This is a genomic window from Streptomyces sp. AB3(2024) (assembly GCF_041862025.1).
Lineage (GTDB): Bacteria > Actinomycetota > Actinomycetes > Streptomycetales > Streptomycetaceae > Streptomyces.
The window spans coordinates 68,827-88,471 of record NZ_JBGWAB010000010.1 but is presented as its reverse complement, the minus strand read 5'-3'; the positions used below and the strand labels follow the sequence as shown (position 1 = coordinate 88,471).

At 70.2% G+C, this 19,645-nt stretch carries 20 protein-coding genes and 2 pseudogenes; 13 read left to right on the top strand and 9 right to left on the bottom strand.

From position 1 onward, the window contains the following. Entirely contained in the window at positions 1–615 is a 615-nt protein-coding gene (locus ACEPPI_RS07045) for a YidB family protein (RefSeq protein WP_373914366.1), read from the bottom strand. A 449-nt stretch (positions 616–1,064) separates the two neighbouring features. Then, on the bottom strand, positions 1,065–2,129 hold the full coding sequence (locus tag ACEPPI_RS07040) for an alpha/beta fold hydrolase (RefSeq protein ID WP_373914365.1): 1,065 nt from the start codon (positions 2,127–2,129) through the stop codon (positions 1,065–1,067). 339 nt (positions 2,130–2,468) lie between these two features. Between ACEPPI_RS07040 and ACEPPI_RS07035 the strand changes: the two genes are divergently transcribed. Continuing rightward, positions 2,469–3,086: a TetR/AcrR family transcriptional regulator gene (locus ACEPPI_RS07035; protein WP_373914364.1), complete on the top strand. Its 618-nt coding sequence runs from the start codon at positions 2,469–2,471 to the stop codon at positions 3,084–3,086. Between the two features lie 666 nt (positions 3,087–3,752). Here ACEPPI_RS07035 and ACEPPI_RS07030 read toward each other — a convergent pair. Further along, the gene (locus ACEPPI_RS07030) at positions 3,753–4,736 is read right to left on the bottom strand and encodes a GNAT family N-acetyltransferase (protein WP_373914363.1); all 984 of its coding nucleotides are present in this window, start codon (positions 4,734–4,736) and stop codon (positions 3,753–3,755) included. Between the two features lie 654 nt (positions 4,737–5,390). Between ACEPPI_RS07030 and ACEPPI_RS07025 the strand changes: the two genes are divergently transcribed. After that, positions 5,391–5,570 (top strand): hypothetical protein, encoded by a 180-nt coding sequence (locus tag ACEPPI_RS07025; protein WP_373914362.1) that lies wholly within the window; start codon positions 5,391–5,393, stop codon positions 5,568–5,570. 68 nt (positions 5,571–5,638) lie between these two features. After that, entirely contained in the window at positions 5,639–5,863 is a 225-nt protein-coding gene (locus ACEPPI_RS07020; protein WP_373914361.1) for a hypothetical protein, read from the top strand. Between the two features lie 231 nt (positions 5,864–6,094). On the opposite strand, the gene ACEPPI_RS07015 is transcribed toward ACEPPI_RS07020, so the two are convergent. Together ACEPPI_RS07015 and ACEPPI_RS07010 are read right to left on the bottom strand one after the other, a co-directional pair. Continuing rightward, the gene (locus ACEPPI_RS07015; protein ID WP_373914359.1) at positions 6,095–6,781 is read right to left on the bottom strand and encodes a ribosome-inactivating family protein; all 687 of its coding nucleotides are present in this window, start codon (positions 6,779–6,781) and stop codon (positions 6,095–6,097) included. Between the two features lie 319 nt (positions 6,782–7,100). Further along, positions 7,101–7,647 (bottom strand): annotated as a pseudogene (locus ACEPPI_RS07010) (hypothetical protein); the annotation flags it as partial. A gap of 563 nt (positions 7,648–8,210) precedes the next feature. Between ACEPPI_RS07010 and ACEPPI_RS07005 the strand changes: the two are divergent. The 5 genes from ACEPPI_RS07005 (at position 8,211) to ACEPPI_RS06985 (ending at position 12,195) form a co-directional block, all read left to right on the top strand. Further along, positions 8,211–8,351 (top strand): hypothetical protein, encoded by a 141-nt coding sequence (locus tag ACEPPI_RS07005; RefSeq protein ID WP_373914357.1) that lies wholly within the window; start codon positions 8,211–8,213, stop codon positions 8,349–8,351. A gap of 67 nt (positions 8,352–8,418) precedes the next feature. Further along, a complete protein-coding gene (locus ACEPPI_RS07000; protein ID WP_373914355.1) occupies positions 8,419–9,150 on the top strand; it encodes a DUF2625 domain-containing protein in 732 nt (243 codons plus the stop codon). Between the two features lie 531 nt (positions 9,151–9,681). Next, positions 9,682–10,050 carry a hypothetical protein gene (locus tag ACEPPI_RS06995; RefSeq protein WP_373914354.1) on the top strand — a complete coding sequence of 123 codons (369 nt, stop codon included), beginning with the start codon at positions 9,682–9,684 and terminating at the stop codon, positions 10,048–10,050. A 220-nt stretch (positions 10,051–10,270) separates the two neighbouring features. Further along, positions 10,271–10,780 (top strand): RidA family protein, encoded by a 510-nt coding sequence (locus ACEPPI_RS06990; protein WP_373914353.1) that lies wholly within the window; start codon positions 10,271–10,273, stop codon positions 10,778–10,780. Between the two features lie 425 nt (positions 10,781–11,205). Continuing rightward, positions 11,206–12,195: a DUF6426 family protein gene (locus tag ACEPPI_RS06985; protein ID WP_373914352.1), complete on the top strand. Its 990-nt coding sequence runs from the start codon at positions 11,206–11,208 to the stop codon at positions 12,193–12,195. On the opposite strand, the gene ACEPPI_RS06980 is transcribed toward ACEPPI_RS06985, so the two are convergent. Further along, on the bottom strand, positions 12,078–12,554 hold the full coding sequence (locus ACEPPI_RS06980; RefSeq protein ID WP_373914351.1) for a hypothetical protein: 477 nt from the start codon (positions 12,552–12,554) through the stop codon (positions 12,078–12,080). The genes ACEPPI_RS06985 and ACEPPI_RS06980 overlap by 118 nt on opposite strands. Between ACEPPI_RS06980 and ACEPPI_RS06975 the strand changes: the two genes are divergently transcribed. Continuing rightward, a complete protein-coding gene (locus ACEPPI_RS06975) occupies positions 12,521–13,303 on the top strand; it encodes a Fic family protein (RefSeq protein WP_373914390.1) in 783 nt (260 codons plus the stop codon). The two genes, ACEPPI_RS06980 and ACEPPI_RS06975, sit on opposite strands and share 34 nt — an antisense overlap. A gap of 484 nt (positions 13,304–13,787) precedes the next feature. After that, a complete protein-coding gene (locus ACEPPI_RS06970; protein WP_373914350.1) occupies positions 13,788–14,228 on the top strand; it encodes a hypothetical protein in 441 nt (146 codons plus the stop codon). Between the two features lie 214 nt (positions 14,229–14,442). Here the strand turns inward: ACEPPI_RS06970 and ACEPPI_RS06965 are convergent, their stop codons facing one another. Then, complete coding sequence (locus tag ACEPPI_RS06965) at positions 14,443–15,669, bottom strand: cytochrome P450 (RefSeq protein WP_373914349.1); 1,227 nt, start codon at positions 15,667–15,669, stop codon at positions 14,443–14,445. A 402-nt stretch (positions 15,670–16,071) separates the two neighbouring features. On the opposite strand from ACEPPI_RS06965, the gene ACEPPI_RS06960 reads away from it, so the two are divergent. Then, positions 16,072–16,959: a DUF4436 family protein gene (locus ACEPPI_RS06960; RefSeq protein WP_373914348.1), complete on the top strand. Its 888-nt coding sequence runs from the start codon at positions 16,072–16,074 to the stop codon at positions 16,957–16,959. Positions 16,960–16,984: 25 nt separating this feature from the next. On the opposite strand, the gene ACEPPI_RS06955 is transcribed toward ACEPPI_RS06960, so the two are convergent. Continuing rightward, complete coding sequence (locus ACEPPI_RS06955) at positions 16,985–17,218, bottom strand: hypothetical protein (protein ID WP_373914347.1); 234 nt, start codon at positions 17,216–17,218, stop codon at positions 16,985–16,987. Positions 17,219–17,331: 113 nt separating this feature from the next. Between ACEPPI_RS06955 and ACEPPI_RS06950 the strand changes: the two are divergent. Beyond that, positions 17,332–17,424 (top strand): annotated as a pseudogene (locus ACEPPI_RS06950) (IS5/IS1182 family transposase); the annotation flags it as partial. Positions 17,425–17,544: 120 nt separating this feature from the next. On the opposite strand, the gene ACEPPI_RS06945 reads toward ACEPPI_RS06950, so the two are convergent. Beyond that, positions 17,545–18,972 (bottom strand): hypothetical protein, encoded by a 1,428-nt coding sequence (locus tag ACEPPI_RS06945; RefSeq protein WP_373914346.1) that lies wholly within the window; start codon positions 18,970–18,972, stop codon positions 17,545–17,547. An 81-nt stretch (positions 18,973–19,053) separates the two neighbouring features. Here ACEPPI_RS06945 and ACEPPI_RS06940 point away from each other — a divergent pair, with 81 nt between their 5' ends. Beyond that, positions 19,054–19,392 carry a helix-turn-helix domain-containing protein gene (locus ACEPPI_RS06940; RefSeq protein ID WP_373914389.1) on the top strand — a complete coding sequence of 113 codons (339 nt, stop codon included), beginning with the start codon at positions 19,054–19,056 and terminating at the stop codon, positions 19,390–19,392. The last annotated feature ends 253 nt before the right edge of the window (positions 19,393–19,645 follow it).

Genomic DNA, 19,645 nt, shown 5'->3' with positions numbered 1-19,645 from the left:
CTACGCGGACGTCACGTTCACATCGTCCTGGGCCAGGACGAACCGCAGGACATCGACATCGACCCAGCCGTACGGGGAGATCGCGTCGATGAACACGGGCAGGGTCCGCGTCAGATCCGTGAGGACCTCGGTCCTGTCCTGGCCACGCGCCGCGGCGGCTTCGGCGATCTTGTCCTCGCCGAGGGCCTGGACCACCTGCTCCTCGGTGAGGGGCTCGTTGGGGCCCGAGCCGAGCCAGGAACTGCTCTGCGGCAGGGCAGCCGCAAGGGCCCGGGTCTCGGCCACGATCTGTTCGGCAGCCGATTCCTCTTCGGGCGTCAGGGCCGCGATCTTCGAAGCGGCGCGGAACGCCTCGATGGTCTCGGCCGGAATCGCGTCCACCAGAGCGGGGATCTCCACGGCCAGGGAAGCCGCGGCTTCCGCTTCGGTCACTTGCGCCAGCTCCGCCAGCTGCTTGAGCATGCCGGCGGGAGCGGCGGCGGCCACTTCTTCTCCGGACAGCGGTTCGTTGGCGCCTTGGCCGGTCCAGGACTCGAACTTGGCCGCTGTCCCGGGCTCGGCCGCCAGGGCCGTAAGCAGCTGTCCCAGCACAGGGGCCACCGTGGTCTCGCTCATCGAACTCCCTCACTAGTGATCTTGCCAACGCGGGAACGTTACCGAAAGCAATCACAGAGCGACAGAACGTGAATCGGCCATGGGTGAGCCACGTCAGTGCGTACGAGCCGATGCCGGTGAAGGTCCGTTGAATCGCTCCGCAGAAGTGCGGCAACGTACCCGGCCGCCGAGCGGCCGCCGCACCGGATCGCGGTCACCGACGTCGGACGCGCCTGGAGGCCGCGGTCCTGGCCCACATCGAGCCGCCTCCGCCCGACGGGGGCCCTTGCGGGACTTCGCCGGAGACCGCTCGGATCAGCCCGACGCCCACCCGACCTCGCGGCTTCCACCGCCTCACCGAGAAACAGCAGCGCCGCCCGGCCAGCCTCGGGGTGAAGCCGGAGCGAGAAGGCGTCGGCCTCCCCGGCCGGGCACATCAGCCGTTGCCGGTGACGGGCTGCACCCCCTCGTCATTTGTGGGTGCGCAGGAAGGCAGGGAGATCGTCGCGGGTCGGGTAGTTCGGCAGGGGTGCCGGCTTGCCCTCAAGGAACGCGGTGATGACGGCGGCGGCTCGGTCGTTGTTGTCGTCCAGGCCGTTCCACATGTGGTGTCCGACCCCGGGCATGTACTGCGTGCGCTGGATGGCGGGGTCATCGGCCAGGACGGCGGTCTCCCACTGACGGACCTGGGAAGAGCATTCGGCGATCATCAGCATCGCGGGGGTCCGGGACTGCCTCAGTTGCGGGGCCATCGAGGGTGAGTCCTTGACCGTCTGCTGGATGCGGAGGCTCGCGGCGGGGCTGAAGGAGAAGTTCTGTGCGGTGTCCTCGGCGGGAATGCGGTGCGCGTCGCGCGCGCAGTAGGCGGATGCGGTGTCGCTGCCGAGGTCTGCGGCGGTGAAGGCGTTGTCGCCTTCGGCCTGTCCGATCAGTCCGGTGTCAGGGCTGAGGAGTCCGAGTCGCATGAGGCCGAATGCCACGGCGTACCGGGGGATGTGCGTCAATCGCGGTCCGGTGGGGGCCGGAGCGAGGCCGCGTGCGGATTCTCGGCCCTTGTGCCAGGCGATGTGTGCGGTGGGGCCGTCCATGGGGCCGGGCTCGGCAATGATCGCCCGGTACAGGCGTGCGGCGACGCTCGGGTCGGCCAGGGCTCGGGTGAGCACGGCCCCGCCGGAGGAGAATCCGAGGATGTCGACCTTGCCCTTGTTCAGGCGGTCGACGACGGCGGCGAGGTCGCCGACCGACCTGGAGATCGTGTACTGACCCATGGGGAGCAGGTCGCTTCGTCCGCCGCCGGCCTGTTCGTAGGCGTAGACGTCGTAGCCCTGGCGGGCCAGGAGTTGCAGGAACCGGTGGTCGAGCACCGAGATGCCACGGACCGGTCCGCCGTTGAGGTACACGAGCGGAGTGGGATGCCGGGGGCCGGTCTGCGCGGGCGGGTAGTGATACACCGCGACCCGGCTGCCCGTGGTCAGGCTCCAGTGCTGCGGGGTCACGAAGGGCAGGGCGGGCGGGTACCGCCGGGCCGTCGGCACGGTCGGGATGCAGACCGACGCCGTCAACGCTGCCGCGACAGCCACTGGCAGGAACGGCACGAGCCGCGCCGGCCAAGTGCGGCGCCGCCCCCGCCACGTCGCGAGGACAGCCCCGACTCCAAGGGTCGCCAACCACGCGGCGAGGCCCGAGCCTGCCCCGTCTGTGAGGGCGATCAGTGCGAGAAAGACGACGACCAGCATCGCTGCGGCGGCCAAGGCCAGGAGTAAGCGTCCGATGGAGCGGACGAGACGTATGGCGGACGTGAGCATGGCGGACCTCCAACAGTTTCAGAACGTCGTTTCAAAACGACGTTACCAAACAGGGGTAGGCTGCTGGCCGTGGGTAGGCCCAGAACAAACGACGAGGCCGTCAAAGAGCGGCTTGTGGAATGCGCGACCGAGATGCTCGCCACCCGTCCGCGGGAGTCGCTCACGGTCCGCGCCGTGGCCGCTGCTGCGGAGGCGTCGACGACGGCGGTGTACTCGTTGTTCGGTGGCAAGGACGGGCTGGTCGCTGCGGTGCGCGACAGAGCCGTCGCCGGCCTGTTCCGGGACCTGTCGGCGGTGCAGACCTCCGCGGACCCTCTCGCCGACCTCTACGCACTGGCCGTCGCCTACCGACGCTGGGGGCGCGAACACAGACACCTGTACACGGTGCTGTTCGGTGGTGTGCAGTCCTTCGACCCATCGGGGGATGTCGGTGCCAGTGACCCGATCCGTCCACTCATCGCAGCGATCGATCGCGCGTTGGCGGCGTCCGTCCTCGTGGGGGAGGCAACGTCGATCGCTCTGTCGATCTGGGCCACCCTGCACGGGCTCGTGACTCTCGAACTTGCTGGTGCCCTCGACGCCGTCACTTCCGAGGCCGCATTCCGATCGGCGATTCAGGCCACGTTGCGCGGATGGACGACCCCGGCGGTGTTCCTCAGCCTTCGCCAAGCCGAACTCGCTCCATGACGGCCGGGAGCCTCGATCTCGGATCGCGACCGCGGATCGACCTGGCCAACTGCGACCGCCCATTGCCTGAAGGTGAGATTCTGCAGGTAGTGGCGGTTCGGTCGGGCAGAGGCCGGTGATGCGACTGCCTCACGGCTCGAACGAGTCCTTCGTGCCTGGCCCCGGAAAGCACCCGTCGCACGCCGAAAGCTCACTCCCGGTGGCGTCGAAGTACGGGGTGAAGAACGAGAGCCGGTCTGCTGCGACGATGCTCCCGGTTCGCAGTTGCTCGCCGCGGTACCGCGGCGAGGATCTCAATGCTCTCGTCGAGCTGGACAGTGAGCATCGCGGCGATCTCGGGGTGACCTGGGTGTTCGTCCTCGGTGGCCACGCGGTGACTGCAGAGACTGAATCTGGGCGTCGCCACAGGATTCGGCGTGGCCCTGCGCGGGCCGAACAGCTGTCAGTCACGACCTGACCTCCGCTCGCACGGCGCTCATCAAGGGCGCGGACTCCATTCGCGACTGGTGACCGGCACCCGCTTGCTGCCTCAGATCGGCTCGCCGTGACAAGTGGGCGAGCCGCCTCAGCCCCGTCCCGACGTACTCGCGCAGAGCGGCGGTCGCTTCGACGTGCGAGGCATTGTCAAATCCTGTGGACCGACAAGACAGCCCGATGGCCCGTCGGTCAAGCAAGCGGCTTGCGGTAACGGACGAACTCGTTCTGCCGCCGGAAGCCGACACTCTGGTAAAGGTCGTGGGACCGGTGCGGGTTTGCCGTACCCGTGAACAGCCGGGCGGTCGTTGCACCTTGCTCGCGAAGGCTCCGCAGCCCGTCCAGCAGCAGGGCCCGGCCGATTCCGAGGCGTCGCTGGTCCGTCCGGACACTCAGCTCTTCCACCTCGCCCACGGTGTGGTCGTGGCGGCGGATGGAGCAGAGGGCGACGCCGACCATGTCCTGCCCGTTCCAGGCAGCCCTCCAGCACGCCGGGTCGGCGGTGTCGACGAAGTCCTGGAAAGGCCATCGCTGAGTGAAACCGGAGTCCGTATACGAATCGACGACCGTCCTCCAGACCGCACGGTAGTGGCTCGTCCCGATCGGCCCAGTCCGTATCCCGGCCGGCAGCTCGCTGCCCGGCTCGGGCACCTGCTGCACATCGTCGAGCTTCAGCTCGACCAGGCTGAAGACACGTCGGTAGCCGGCTGCGCGCAGAAGTGCCGTGGCGTCCTGCTCGGAGGCCATGGCGTTCGCGCCGATCACTGCCGTCCGCGCCGTTCCATGCTGTTTGACGAGCTGGTGGATCCGCTCTTCGGCCCAGCGCAGCATGGCTGAGCCGATGCCCTGCCCGCGATGCCCGGGCAAGAGGTAGCCGCGGTGCAGGTACAACCACGTATAGTCGCGCTCTTGCCACCACCGGATCGTCGAGTAGCCGACGACACTCCCGTCGAGTACCACCAGGATCTGGTTCTTGGACGGCTCTTCCGACTTGGCAGAGGCTTCGGCGATCTCGGCCGCTGTCGGGAGCCCTTCCACAACCGAATGGACATCGACCCGGTCCCGTTCAACACACCCCAGCCGCACCGCGGCCATGGCGCCGTGGTCTTCGTCTCCGCGATACGGCCGGAACCCGAAGCCGACCGGAAGGTCCTGTCCTGCCGTGCCATCCAACATGACCGGATGTTCTCGAACTTCGAGCCAGGTCCGCCACCCTATTCACGCCGCGGTTGTCTGCAGCCGTTCAACGAGCTCGCCGCGTTCAGAGCGGGCCCAGGCGCGGACGCGGGCAACGAGGTGGGGTGCATGGCATCCACGGCTCGCCGGCGGGCCTGGGCGGACTCGACGAGCTTGAAGACCATCGCCAGGGCGGCGGCCCGGAATGACCGCGGCGGCCGTGTGCTCCTTGTCCTCGGCGTTGTCGATGTCCTGGATGGCCTTCTTTGCCGCGGGCTGAGCTGACTTCGGGAGGCTGTCGAGGCAGTTGGCCGTCCACCCTTCAGCCCGGGGGCCGGGTCTCCTTCGATGCCCCGGGCACTCGGCAGGCCACTGCCGGTGGCCCGTTCCTCGCGGAAGGCGGCGATGGCAGCGGCAACCACGCACGAGCCACGGGCGAGGCCGCCCCCCGTACTGGTCGACGCCTCCGGGAAGCAGCCGATGTTCGGCCTGGCCACTGCGGGCAGCCTCCCCGTCGTGTGGTCCTGGACCCCTGCCCCCATCGGATCATGGGCGACATGAGCGGTTTGTTCTGGCTTCGTACGGTACGGCTTCCCCATGATGGGGCGGGCCGGGACTGGCCCGGTCCGGCTCCCACCACCGGAAGGCTCCGCCATGCCGCGCACCCGCCACCGAGCCGCGCTGCTGTTGACCGCGCTGTCCCCGTGCACCCTGCCGCTGGTCCCATCCGCCCCGCGCGCCGAGGGCGCCGGGCCCTCACACTGTGCCCCCGTCTACACGGCCACCCCCTGCGGGCAGCTCACGAACCCACTCCCCTACACGTACCTCGACTGAGGCGGACCGAGGGAGCGCGTCCGGGAGCCGACCGTCGCCATGCTCCGCACGACCGGTAAGGATGGAAAATGGACAAGAAGAAGCCGAAGAACCCGGACGGTCCGGAAACACTCTCTGACGAAGAGATGATGAAACTGATCAACGAAATCCTCGACAGCGTCCCACCCGAGCAAGCCGAGGACTACCTCCTCGCCATCGCCGATGGGCGACCGGCTCCCCACGACGTTCCAGTTGAGCTGACCCCCGCCCAAGCGAACAACCTCCTCCTCTTCCTCCACAGAGGCGGCGGCTGAGTCCGTCCCATCGACGGGCCACACCCCGTCGGCGTGCGGGCCGGCGGCGGGACCGCTGCGGGCGGCAGCAGCTCCGGTGGCGCGGGGCGGGCGAAGCCCGCCGTCCGGCGGCAAGTCCGAGCCGCCGAGGCACTGCCACCCTGGCCAGGTGGCGGCGCCTCGTGGCGTCCCGAGGGACCACGCGAGTCCTTCATTGCGGGCTGCTTGGTGCGTCCGCCGCGGCGCATCGCTTCAGGCCGCGGCCGACAGCCGTCCGCCGGTCACCCAGATACGTGACATCGCATCGGCAAGGGCGGGGTACCGGGCAGCCTCGCAGATCATTTCCGAGAGCACGAGCATTCCGTGTGCGGTGCGCTTCGGTTCGCGGTTCCGGTGCAGCCAGGCAACCGCGCTGCCCAGTGGCCGACGCCCCAGGAAGATGCCCACACGCCGCACAGCGGCGGCACTCTCCAGATCGGAGCGATCTCCACCGAACGGCAGGACCTCGGTTCGGAGGATCCCGGGTGGTGCAATGGAGTTCCGCACATGGCGGACGCATGCTTCCTGCGGGGCCTGCCCATTTTCGAATGTGTTGCGGAATCCGACGATGCGCATGCCCGCGTCCTGCAGGCGGAGCTCGATGTAGAGCTCGACGGACAAACCTTGAAGGTGAACGCGCATCGGCAGGTAGGCCATTTCACCCGGTCTCCGCGAGGCCCCGCCGAAAAATCCCTGAGCATCCTCTACCCTCGACCGTACGGTCGCCGTCAGCAGTCGATATTCGTTCGCTGATGCGAGCGCCGGGGAGAACGACACCGGTTTCAGCATGGCCGCCCGCATCAGGGGAGACCACCAGAGGTCGACGTTCCGTGCTGTAATCCGAGCAAGGTCGGATCGATCCCGCTGTATTCGCGCATGCGCGACCACCACCTTCTGCATACTCCCCGTCACAGGGTTCGGATCGGTCCGATCATTTGTAGTCGCCCTGGTGGCGGCCGGGCGCATAGTTGGCCTCTGATGCTAAAAAACAGGAGCGCGCGTGATCCCGGTTGCTGAAGCCCGCCCCGAACACGAGCATGTGACCGGGCCCGGCCTCGCCCGCATCCGAAAGGCCGTGGCCCGGACGCCGTCTTCGGCTGCGGTGGCGGATCCCGGCGTGTGCGCTGTCGTGGCGGCGCTGCCACCGCTTGAGACGGCGGCCACCACAGGGTCCCGATCTCCCCTCGCCGCCGGGTGCGACGTGCGAGCGCTCATGCGCCTACGCGGGCAGCGCAGGGAACACGACCACCGAGCCGTCCTTGTCGCGGGCGATCTCAATCGCCACATCTGTCGTACGGATGTTGGCCGCGACGCCGGCACCCGACTTGTGAAATCCGGTGTGCCGCGCTCAGGAGGCGTTCGACTTCACGGGTCGTGAAGACAGGCCACAAACCGTTCGGGCGTGCCGGTTCCAGCGCCGACAGGCGTACAAGGACACCGGCGATGCTCGACTCCGGTTCGTCGAGGCGCTGCTGATCGCGCTTGAGTGCGCGGGTGAAGTTCTCGAACGGATTCCCGACGTCGCTCTGGACGTGCTCGACGGCCTGGAGGACGACCACCCGGCGCTTCAGCCCGATGGTCAGGGATGCGAGTTCGAGGTGGGTGCGGAACGTGCCGCCATGGTCGTCGACGCCGGGGAACGACTCTGTCAATATACCGAGTTCGACGGCTTCGCCCTCAGGCAGTCCGTCGAGCGCGCTCTCCCATCGGGCGAGGCGGCGGTCGGCTTCGACCCGCGCCGTGTTGATGGCATGCACCGCCGAGTCACCCAGGCAGGCAGCTCAGGGGGGGCGGGGTGTCGCGGCGCTGATTCCCGTCCGCGCAGCGCCGGTACTGCACCTGCGTCGTCACCGACGTCTTCGTCCCCTGCCCCCTCTGCTGTCGGCGAGCAGCAGCCGAAGCCGGCGACCTTCAACCCTCGCGCCCTCCTCGGGGAGTGCTCCGCGGCGAGCCGTTCGGCCGCGAGCCGCTGCGCGTTCGGGTGTCGGCCTCCCCCACCGGAGGGGTCCGCAACTGCGTCGCCCTTCCGCGCCCCTGGCGTCCGGCACGTGAAATCGGTGCGCGCGCAGCGGCGCCCGCCCCCGCGATGCGCTGGGGCGGGGCCTCACAGCGTGCCGGGTGTCCTACAGGAAGCCAATCAAGCTCGCCCGGTCGTTCATCGCGTCCCCGACGTACGAGGTCGACTGCGACGTGGATCGGCAACGAGTTCTCTTCCGCCCCTCGGGGCGGTCCCATGAGTCGCTGTGTGACCGGAACGGGTGCGGACCCGGACAGGCGGACCTCCTCAGCGCTCCACACAGCGTTCCTGGTGGGGGCATCACTCGCTTCCGTGGTGATCAGCATCCCGGTCGGACCCATGACGACGCTGACGCCACCCACCATGAACGGCCCGGCCATCGCCGAGCAGCCGACCAGCGCCCGTATGCCCTTTGCGTCGAGCACCGGCGCCGTAACCACGGTGAGAACGTGATCAGTCATCCCCGTACCATCCCCCCGGCCTCTGAGTGATCGCATTCGAAGGGTGCGATCATCCTCGGATGCGAGGGATCGATGAGTTGGCCATGGTGGACGATCCGGCCTGGCCGGAGCTGCAGGGGATTTTCCGGGCGAGTTCCGTGCCGGTTCAGGTGCTGCCCGGCGATGTAGACGAGGGTCGGCGATGCCTCGTGCAGATGCAGGTCAGTGCGCGATCGGCGCTGGGAGCTCTGGCGTTGCACAGCGGCGGACTGCTCGTGGACGACGGTTGGGTGCGCGTGTTCGGCGGGGGTTCGGGTTCGGCCGCGGGTGGACGGCTCCCGAGCCTGGGGCAGGTCAACCGTTTCCCTACGGACTTCGCCCCTGGCCGGCACCCCGCAACGGGTCTTGTCGTCGGCCATGACGTTCTCGGCGGAGTCTTCGCTTTGAACGGGGGCGATCCCGCGGCTGCGGGCCGCCCTGGAGCACCTGGCCAGATGACGTACTTCGCTCCCGACACCCTGGCGTGGGAGGCAATGGAGATGGGCCACTCCGGGTGGGTGTCCTGGCTGCTCTCCGGCAGGCTGGAGACGTTCTACGACGGTTTGCGCTGGCCGGGCTGGCGTGAGGAGGCCTCGGCCCTGGATTTGGGACAGGGGGTTTCCGTGTACCCGTTCCTGTGGTCGCAGGAAGCTCACGCCGATCTCGCGGCCACGAGCCGTCGGCCGGTGCCGATGCGCGAGGTGCTCGGAGCCGCCGCGGACTTCGCCCGGCAGATGGGGCCTGCCGATCCTGGATTCCTCGGCGACGCGTGACTGGGTTCGACGGGTAGGAGTGCTCCGGGCCCGATGAGCAGACGGGCACCGTGTGGTGGGAGGTGGCCTCGGCGGTGGCAGAAGGCCCGGGCTGGCTGCGGGGCCGTGTCCGCTTCGAGGCCGGAGCCCCGCTTCACCCGCCGGCCGTCCCGCAGACAGGCCTGGGGCCGACGAGGCCTCACCCCGGTCGTGGCGGTCGGCGGCCGGCGTTCAGGACAGTCGGCGGTGGCCGGGCCGATCGCGATGCGGCCGGACTGCCGGCGCCGGTCGTATCACCGCCTTCGTGCTCATCCTGTCGGCAAGGGAACACACCGCGGCTTGGGCGAGCGGGACCTCATCTCGCTGGTCCACCGCCTGAACACCCGCGTCCCCCGCCGGATGCGGGAACTCGTGGTCTCATCGCGCACGTGCGGGGCGACGTGGAACCAGCTACGGCCGAAACGCATCCTTGAACATGTTCAGTGATCATCTTCTGGGGAGGTTCCCTTGTACGCGCGACGCAGAAAGGTTGCGATCTGGCTATCGACCGGGGTGGTCGTCACCGCTGTGACGTACATCGGCTGGTGGTTGTACGGGGCCGGTTTGGAACTGGACGGCAAGGCGCCCGTCTCCTGCGGCCAGGCCATCCGCTTCCTCCATACCGCCCCACCCCCCGAGACCGCGCGCAACGAGCGCTGCACGAAGGGCCAGTGGCAGACCACTTGGTACAACATGGACTTCGAGGCCACGCGCGATGAAGCGGAAGCGTGGCTGCACACCACCTACCCGGACGCGAGCGTCGGACGCGACTGCCTTGAAGCCGATCTCTGCTCGTCCCCCGGTATCGACGTGGACGGCGACATCCGCTTCAAGGAGCACGGCCTCGCACACGTACGTGTCCACGGAGGCACCGTGGACTGATGCCCCTCGGCGCGGACCGTCGAGTTCTCAATGGCGGTGCACGACGCCTTCCTGCCGCGACCCGGCGATCCCGTGTACCTGAACCACGGGGCCCGGCGTGCCGTCCGCGGAATGCCGGCACGCGATGTGACGTCCACTCGATTCCCGTACGAGGAGTTCTCCCTTCCGCCGTGGGAGCGTCGGGGCTCCAGGCTCCAACGGGGACGGAAGGGCGAGTGGTATGACCAAGTCGAGGCGCAGGTTCGGCATCACCGCGATGGTGGCCGCCGTGGTGACCGCGATGATCACCTTCACGGGATTGCAGGGGGCCAGCGCGCAGGACCAGGCGCGCCGCGGCTGGGACCACTTCGGGTTCGGGGTGCCGTGGGAGGAGTCCTACGGGTACTCGCAGGGCATCAGAGCCGGGGACACGATCTACATCTCGGGGCAGGTGTCCCATGACGCGGCCGGGAACTTCGTGGGCGCCGGCGACTTCGAGAAGCAGGTGCGCACGTCGTTCGACAACCTGGACAAGGTGCTCGCGCACTACCGGGTCCCGCGCAGCCAGATCATCAGCATGAAGATATTCACCAAGGACCTCCGCAAGAACTTCGACACGGCCGCCAGACTGCACAAGGAGTACGTCGGCAACCACCGCACGACCGACACCATCGTCGGTGTCTCCGACATGTCGGTTCCCGAACAGCTCGTGGAGATCGAAGCCATCGTCAAGGTCTCACCGCGCTCCTGAGCGAAGGCCGAGGACCGCCTGCGGCCGACCGGCTACCGGTGTCCTGCCGGCGGTGGCGGGTGTCGGCGGCGGCCCGCTGCGGCCGTCTCCCCGAGCGGGTACCGGCTCGGGAGACGTTGGCGCGCACTGGCCGGAACCCGTGGGCCTCAGTGGTGGACCGCTGCGCGGGTGACCGTGCTCCTGCCGTCCGCCGTCGGTATGCCGCTACGTCTGACCGGACGGGCCACGGGGCGCGCCCGTGGCCCGTCCGGCAGGACCTCGCCGCCCGCCCGGCACCGACATGGGTGGCCGGGCGGGCTGTGCGGCCCCGGTGCTTCCCGCCGCAGCCACGCGCGCCGTTTCACAGCTCTTGTCCCTTGTCGCGATCTGGTGAAGATCGTTAGCATTTCCCGCAGTCGCCCTCCGGGGGTGGGGAGGGGGCAGCCGTGTCAGAGGCACCGGCATTGGCGGGGCGGCGGGAGGAGATCGCCGCGCTCACCCGGGCGGTCGAGTCCCTCTACGCAGGCAGGGGAACGGTCCTGGAGGTCGCGGGAGACCCCGGCATCGGAAAAACCGCCCTGTTGAACCTGCTCGCCCGGCTCGCCGCCGAGCGGGGCGCCACCGTACTGCGGGCCCGGGCCCGTTCCGGTGAGGCCAAGCCGTACCAGGTATTCCGCGACGCCTGGAAACGGGCCGCACCCCCGACGGCCGGTCTCCGTCCGCCCGCCGCCGGGGCCGGGCCGCCCTGGGACACGGCATCGGATCACGAGCTGGTGCGCGCACTGCTCGACGGGTGCGCGCGCCGGGACGGCGGCCGCGGGAGCGTACTCGTCCTCGACGACCTCCACCACGCGGATCCCGCCTCGGCCCGGCTGGTGGAGGCCCTCGCCGAGGAGTGCGCCGCGCGCCCGCTGGTGCTGGCTTTCGCGCTGCGGCCCCGGCAGACCCCGCCCGCCCTGCTCGCCGCCCTCGACGCCGCCTCGCACACGGGGCACCTCCTCCGTGTGGAACCCGCTCCGCTGGACGCGACGGCCATCGCCTCCCTGGCCGACTGCGGGAGCACCGCCATCGTGGCCAGCGAGGGCAAGAAGTGGGAGGAGCAGGCCGACGACCTCCCCAAGTGCCAGCGCAACAGCGGCGACACCGTCCTCCAGGTCAACCGCACCATCACCTACACGGTGTCGGTGAAGGTCAACGCGAGCCTGACGGCCGACCTGAGCGCCGCGCTGAAGGCCGCCGTGGGCACGGAGCTCAACACCACGATGACCAAGTCCTACGGACTGACCACGAGCCTCAATCCGGGCCAGAGCATCGGCCTCTACATCGAGTACCAGACCAATGTCCACGCGATCACCACCACGAGCAGCGCCGGCCAGACCACCCAACTGGTCAACGTCACCGCGCCCACCGGCGTGGTGACGGCACGCAGTTGCTGACGGCCGCTCCCGCCACCGCGGCGGCATGACGGATCCGTCCCGTCGTACCGCCGCCGGACGCCGTGTGCGTACCCGCCGCCGCCCGCACCCGCGCCCATGACGCACTCGCCGACCTGGCGGCGGCCACCGCCGCGCACCTGGGCAACCCCGACCTCTTCCACCGGCCCCGTATCCGCACCCGGCTGCACCTGCGCCACGTGGACCCCGCCGATCCGGCGCTGCTCGCCGAGCGGATCGCCGACGCCGCCGAGGGCCGCACCACCGTCGGCCTGCTCGCCGTCGCCTCCGTGCGCGAGGAGCTGCGCGTACGGCCCGGCCGACGGCCCTGCTTCACCCCGGACGCGCTCGCGGAGCTGCACCGGATGCTCGTGGCGGCAGACCCGAGCATCCCCGGCCCGGGCGGTTTCCGGCGTGCCCCGGCGCGCGTCACCTGGCCCGACGGCCGGCGCTTCGCCATCGGCGTCGCTCCGGGCCGGGCCGGGCCCTGCACGGCCACGTCGAGCGCTGGTACCGCTGGGCCGTGGGGACGGCCTCGCCGGCGCTGGACGCGGCCGCGTTCGGGATGCTGCGGCTGTTCACCGTCCACCCGTTCCCCGACGGCAACGGTCGCACCGCCCGCCTGCTCGCGCAGTGCGATCTCGTGGGCGCCGGGCTGCTGCCCGGCCTGCTGCTCGACGTCGAGGGCTGGGTCGACGCGCACCGCGCGGAGCACGACGGGGCCGTCGTCGCCGGGGCCGAGGGAGAGTGGGAGCACTGGGGCGCCCTGTTCGCCCGGGCGGTCACCGACACGGCCCGGCACCGCACCGCGACGGTCACCGCGTACGGGAACCTCCTCGACGCGGCGCTCGGCCGGGTCTCGGGCGACCCGGCCGCGGCCGAGGTGTTGCGGCACTTCCGCTCCGGCCCTGCCGTGTCGGCCGAGTGGCTGCGCGGGCGGACCGTACACGACCCGGGGCCCGCACTGGCCCGGCTGCGGGACGCGCGGATCCTCGCCGCCCACCCCCGCCTGGGGGACGCGCTGGTCCACCCGGGGCTGCTGGGGCTGCTGGGGCTGCTGGGGCTGCTGGACGCACCGTACGAGCGGCGGGACCCTCCGGGCGAGGAGTGAGCGGCGGTCGGCCGGATCTGCCCAATCGGCCGGACCGGCCGGCCTCAGGCCGGCGTGGCGGGCCGGCGGATCGTGGCGCGCAGCTCGCGCACGGTCAGTCCGCTCTGGTGGAACGGCCCGCGGGTCAGGGGGATATCGGTCGAGCAGGGCGCGCGCCGCATCGAGCAGGACCGTCACGCATGACACCACGAGGCCTTCTGCATCGTCTCCGGTTCGGTGCGGTTCACGGTGGGGGACGAGGACCATGACGCGATCGCGGGCATGCTCGTGACGGCCCTGCTCGGGGCCCTGCACGCCTTCGCCAAAGTGACCTGCCAACCGGTCGTCATGCTCGGCACGTTCACCCCGGACCTTGGCCGGCCGCCATCACCGCCCGGCTCGCGACCACCGGATCGTCACGGTAGAGGACCTGTTCCGGCGATCGGCCGGCACGGTGCGCCCCGCTGATACGTTGACCGAGATCGTGGAAGGGGTGGGTGGCTCCGTGGACAGTGACCTGCGGCGTGCGGTCGTCGTGACGCTCGTCGAACTCGGGCGGGGCGACGACTGGCGTGACCGGGCGGATGCCGGTCACAGCCTGGCAGGGTTCGCCGAGATGAAGGAGGCCGTAGGGCCGCTACTGGGGCTTGTGCTCGATCCTGGTGACACCTTCGTAACCCGGCGGACGGCGGAGGGCCTGCTTCGGCGAAAGGACCGGGCCGGACTCGAGATCATCGCGTCCGCACTGGCAGTGGCCGATGGCCATCACGCCGATTGGATCCACACGGCGGTCCTCGATGTCTTCGGCGTCTTCTCGACCGACCTGGACGAGGCGCTACGGCTCTGCGAGGAGTTGTCGGGCGACGCCGACGAGGGTGTTGCCCGGGGGGCCCGTCGGCTGCGCGAGAGCCTGGCCGGGATCGATCCGGTCCTCCGCCCCTCGTAGTGGGGGCTCGATCACCCGTGTGCGCCGACGCCGAACCCATGAGGTGGCGCAGGGCCTGCCGGGCGGCGGAACGGTTCGTGACGGGGACGGCCCGCCGGTCGCCGCTCCCCCGCCCTCTGCACCCGGTCCGCGACGTGATCCGGCGGAGTCGTGACGACGGCGGTGGCCCCGCGCGCCCCTCGTACGGCCGGATTCGACCGTGGTCGGGAACCATTCACCAGGTCACGTGCAGGGTCTCCGGCGAACGGTGGATGAGGGTCGGACGCATCGACGGTGGCGGGCACCGTTCGTCCAGCCGCAGGCCCGGCAGCACGCGGGAGAACAGTTCCAGCGTCACGCGGAGTTGCGCGCGTGCCAGGCGGGCACCCGGGCAGGCGTGCGGGCCGTGGCCGAAGGCGAGGTGGCGCCGGTCCACGGGGCGCCGGATGTCGAACCGGTCCGCGCCCGCGTGGCGCTGCTCGTCCCGGTTGGCCGAAGCGTAGGCCACGAGCACGCCGGCTCCCGCCGGAAGCCGCGTACCGGCCAGCGTCACGGGCCGTGTCGTGACCCGTCTGAAGGCCTGGATCGCCGTGTCGAAGCGGGCGCATTCCTCCACGGCGGCCTCGGTCGACAGCGGATCCGAGCAGAGCAGCGACCACTGCTCCCGGTCGCCCAGCAGGTGCAGCAGAGCGGAGGAGATCAGCGCGCTCGTCGTCAGGAAGCCCGCGATCAGCAGGTTCTGCAGATTGGCGACCAGCTCGTGGCGCTGTTCCAGCGTCAGGTCGCCGTCCCCCGGAGCGAGGGCCGCCACCAGGTCCGAGCACAGGTCCTCGCGCGGGCGGGCGCGGCGGTCGCGCACGTATCCGTCGAGGAGGACCTGGAGTGCGACGACGTCCTCGGCGGCGGCCGCCTGTCCGGACGGGGACAGGGGGCGGAACAGCAACTCCTCCGCCCGGTAGCCCCCGTGCACGGCAGCGGGGACGTCGGCCGGATCCAGTCCGATGAGCCGTCCGATGACCAGACCGGGCAGCCGCCGGGCGTACGCCCCCACCAGCTCGGCGGAGCCGTCGGAGGCGAAGGCGTCCACCAGCTCGCGCGCCTGCTCGCGGGCGTACGGCAGTACGGCCTCGACCCGGCCCGGGGACAGCCCCTGGTTCAGCGGGGTCCGGTAGCGGCGGTGGGCCGCACCGTCCGAGGAGACCACGGTCGGCCGCGGCCCGAACCCGCGGGCGAGGACGGCGAGGGCGGCTTCCGATACGGGGACGTCCGGCAGCAGCGCGTTGGCGGAGGAGAAGTCCTCGGCACGGCGCAGCACTTCCCGTACGTCGCCGTCCCGCGCGACCAGCCAGGCCTCGGCCTCGGGTATCCAGGTCAGCCCGTCGGCGCGGCGGGCGCGTGCGTAGTGCGGATAGGGATCGCGGTAGAAGGCGTCCCGGAGCGTCCCCTGGTCCCCTGCTGACATGCAGCCTCCCCCTCGGTGCCGGCACCCGGGAGGAACGCCCCGGTGCGACGGGCATCCTGCCCGACACGGGGTCGGGCCGGAAGGGGGCCACGGAACCGTCCTCGGCCCACGGCTCCGGTGCGCGAGAGGACGCGAGAGGGCGAGGACATTGATCCGCAAGGGCTTCGCGGCTCTCGGAGTGGACCGGGGTGCCGGCCGGTGCCGACACACCCTCCCGGTTGCGGTGGATCGCCGGCGCGGTGGACGAGGATCGCACTGCGGTCGTCGTCCGCGTCCAGGAGAAGGCGGTCGTCCGTGACGATCGCGCCGGGTATCGGCAGACCGCGGCCGCGTGGGCGCGGGGTCCGCCCCCGGCGTCGGTCCGAACAAGCCCGCAGCCCCTCCCGCCTTGTCGGAGTCACCATGGCCCCACCCCCGGACCCGCCTCACCCACGCCGCTCCCGTGCGTCGATCCTGCCGGTCCTGCTTCCGATCGCGGTGCTGATCGTGGTGGCGGTGGCCGTGGGGTCGTGGCTGCAGTTCAGCGAGCGGCAGGCGGTCGACACGGTCCACACGATCGGATCCGGGGCAACCGACCGGGTCGACGTGGAGGCCACCGTCCAACGCGTCGATGCCACTGCCAGAGAGCTGGTACTGCGGGTCCGGGTCAGCCCGCGCGGGGCCCTCGGCGAGGAGGAGGGGTCCGCCCCGGTGGCCGATCTCAACCTTCAGACCTCCGCGGCAACCCTCGGCGACCTGGCGTTCAGGGCGCACGAGCGGCTCACGACCAGGGACGTGCAGGTCGCGATCACGGGTGGATCGATCAGTGACTACCCGTTCGACACCTACGACACCGACGTCGAGTTCTGGGCGCAGCTGGGCGGCAGGCAGGTGCCGGTGCGGATGTTGTTCTCCAACAACGACACGCTCTTCTCGGCCTCCGCGACACCTACGCTCTCCCGCCAGGAAGCCGCCATGGGACTGGTGTTGACCCGATCGGGCAGCCTGCTCGTCTTCGCGGTCTTCATGATGGGCGTCATGTGGGCGCTGGCCGCGTCCGTACTCATCGGCGCCTGGTACCTGACCACCCGCGGCGAGGGCCTGGTCTGGCCCGCCCTCGCCTGGATGGCCGCCACGCTGTTCGCTCTCGCGGCGTTCCGCAACACCGCTCCCGGCACGCCTCCGATCGGCTGCGTGGTGGACTGGTTCGCCTTCCTGTGGGCCGAGACCGTCATCGCCCTCTCCCTGATCGCCGTGGTCATCACCGGCGTCCGCACCGCCCTCCGCCAGGACGGCGGCCTCGGCACTTAGACGTCGTCTCGTTGGGTGGTGGGGCTCACCCGCCGCGCTCTGGGCCGTACACCTCGCGGGTCCGTTGGCCGGGTCCTGCGGGCAGATACTCCAGGAGGACGGGCCCGGGGTGCAGGACTGCGCTGCCCCAGCCGGCCATCTCCTCGCCGATCAGGTAGCGGTACAGCCACTCGGCGAAGGTCACGGGATGGCCGACCCAGTCACCTTCCGAGCCCTGGACCACGATCCCGTCGGGGTACCCATGGACCTCGGGTGCCAAGAAGACAGCGGCTCCCTGGTCCGTGCTCGCGAGAGGGATCAGTCCGTCAGCGTTACCGACCTGTGATGCCTGAGACGTCCGCCCGGTCTCAAGGGGGCGGCCCTCGCCGGCATCGCATCGCCCGCAAGGGCATCGAGTCCTCACAACGGCTCGGACGCCATCGGCGGGTAGCCGAAAGGACCATCTCCTGGCCGGCCGGCCTCAGAGTTGCTCGCGTTGATGCCTCACCCGGTCGGCGGTACACAGCACCCTCCGGTAGCACCGAGTGGACGGGCGTCGCCCCGGGCGGCCGCGCACGCAGGCGGGGCCGCCCGGCGAACCACGCTCTAGACGCAGTTCCACTCCTCACGGGGCAGCGAGTCCCACAGGTCGAGCCAGTCGTGGAGAAGGAAGAGCGGTCGGGTCAGGACGATGTCGCCGGCACGCTGGGACCGGATCGCCAGGCCGAGGTCGGTGAAGACCGGGTCGCCGGCGACGCTGTACCTCAGGCTGCCGGGCCGCAGTGTCGCGCGGTGGACGAGCCAGCTCTCCACCTGGGAGGGAGCGCAGCCGGTCAGTGGGATTGCGTCCAGTCTCACCTGGGGGCCGATGAGCGCGTTCACGGCCACACACCCCAGGCGGCCGTCCCGGAAGAGTGCCCTGATCCCGGTGGCGGCGAAGTCGGCGAAGTCGAGCCGGTGCTCTTCGCCGTGATGGGAGTAGGAGGTGATGGTCGGGCGTTCGCCGAGGGCGCTGGTGATCTGCTCCAAGGTCATCCCGAAGTGCAGTGGGCCGACGCCTGTGTACGGCGTGAACGTCCACTCGGCGCGCTCCTCGCCCCTGGCGATCCGCCATGGGTCCGGGGATCCCGCCTCGCTTCCCGGGGCGGCCACAGGCGGTTCGGGAGCCGGCTTGTGCGGGGTCGCCTGCGCTGGTGCGGCCCGGCTCTCGCGCCGGCGGCCGGGTCGTTCCAGAGCCGCGGTGTCCTCGGGTTGCTCCTCCAGCCAGCGGATCGTCTGCTCCTGGCCTTTCGCGAACGGGTCGTCCGCCAGAGCGCGTGCCCGGTTCAGAGCCGCGCGACGCTCCTTCTCCGCGGCGACGAGACCGGTGATGTCCTCGCCCCAAGCCGCCAGCCGTTCCCGGGCGATCCACCGGTAGTACGAGTCCGCGCTCACGGCCAGGACCGCGCGGACGGCGGGCGCGTATCGGGGTGCGGACGAGGCAAGGGCGGGGTCGGCCAGCAGCAGGGCGGTGGCCGCGAGTGCCGCCTCCCTCACCTGCCGATCGTCGTCCTCGCAGAAATCCGCAATGCGGGCCTGGAGCAACGGCCGTGCCGCGCGGGCGGCGGCCAGATTCTGCGCCGCGCCGACACCCTCTTCGGCGTCCAGGCGGGCGATGTCGGCGAACGAAGCCAGCCAGTTCAGCAGCTCGGCGCGCAGCGGCCGTCGGCCGGCCCTGCGCTCCCACCGGTCTTCGGTGAGGGTGCGCGGGTCGTCGAGAAGAAGGGCGAGGACCAAGGCTGCCGGGGTGGTCGCCGGGAACACGCGTTCCTGATTGAGGAGCAGCCGGTACAGGTCCCCCACCGCCCGCACCCGGCAGGCAGGGTCGACGGCGAGCACACCGATGAGGATGTCCGGCGTGTCGGGCACATTGTGTCGGCCCGTGCAGGCGTGCGGCAGCCCCGCCCAGGCGGTGTCGGCGAGCTCTGCCTGCGCTGGGGGCGGCAGAGAGCCGACGGGAGCATCAGGAAGGTCTGCGGTTGTCTCGTTGATCACGGCCGCAGTGTTCCAGCCGACTCTGACATCAGCGGCGCCGATACCTGCCGCAGGTCACTCAGGAGGCCGCGTTTGCCGGCGGTGTCCGCGCTGCTGGGGGGCCGGGAGCTGGTGGAGGTTGCCGCCCTGTTCAAGGTGTCGGTGAAAGCCGTGGACAACTGGTGGGCGAAGCGGCGGGCCGGAGGCCGGGACGCACTGCTGTCCCGGCCGCGAGGCCGTCGCGTGGGAGAGCACCAGGTTCTGTCGGAGGCCGAGCAGGCCGCCGTTCGGCGTGCTGTTCTTGATCAAATCTCCTCCGACCTGGGACTTTCGGTCGCTGACCAGGTCCGGATCCGCCGCACCGGGAACCGGTTCTCCGTGAACGCGATGTCCGCGATCAGCACCCGCATTTGCCGGGCTTTTCTCCGCACCCGACCGTGAAGGATGCAACCAATCCGAAAAGCACCGCCGCTCGAATCTTCATGCATTCCCTCCCTCTTCAGCCGTAAGGGCGGCTCGTCAAGGGCCGGAATAGCGTCTCACTGGTGGACACAGAACGGACCAGTGGGTATTTTGGCCGCAAAATCGGTATTCGGGACGGAAGAATGCCGAAATAAGCCCACTTGAAATACTATGGTATCCACTGGGCCGATTGGCTCCTGGGTTTCCGGTACAGTCATGTGTGTATGACCTG

Bases quoted from the DNA above. Each gene is read 5' to 3' on its own strand.
- ACEPPI_RS07045 (WP_373914366.1), bottom strand. From the start codon at position 615: ATGAGCGAGACCACGGTGGCCCCTGTGCTGGGACAGCTGCTTACGGCC.
- ACEPPI_RS07030 (WP_373914363.1), bottom strand. From the start codon at position 4,736: ATGTTGGATGGCACGGCAGGACAGGACCTTCCGGTCGGCTTCGGGTTC.
- ACEPPI_RS07025 (WP_373914362.1), top strand. From the start codon at position 5,391: ATGCCGCGCACCCGCCACCGAGCCGCGCTGCTGTTGACCGCGCTGTCC.
- ACEPPI_RS07020 (WP_373914361.1), top strand. From the start codon at position 5,639: ATGGACAAGAAGAAGCCGAAGAACCCGGACGGTCCGGAAACACTCTCT.
- ACEPPI_RS07015 (WP_373914359.1), bottom strand. From the start codon at position 6,781: ATGCAGAAGGTGGTGGTCGCGCATGCGCGAATACAGCGGGATCGATCC.
- ACEPPI_RS07000 (WP_373914355.1), top strand. From the start codon at position 8,419: ATGCGAGGGATCGATGAGTTGGCCATGGTGGACGATCCGGCCTGGCCG.
- ACEPPI_RS06990 (WP_373914353.1), top strand. From the start codon at position 10,271: ATGACCAAGTCGAGGCGCAGGTTCGGCATCACCGCGATGGTGGCCGCC.
- ACEPPI_RS06965 (WP_373914349.1), bottom strand. From the start codon at position 15,669: ATGTCAGCAGGGGACCAGGGGACGCTCCGGGACGCCTTCTACCGCGAT.
- ACEPPI_RS06960 (WP_373914348.1), top strand. From the start codon at position 16,072: ATGGCCCCACCCCCGGACCCGCCTCACCCACGCCGCTCCCGTGCGTCG.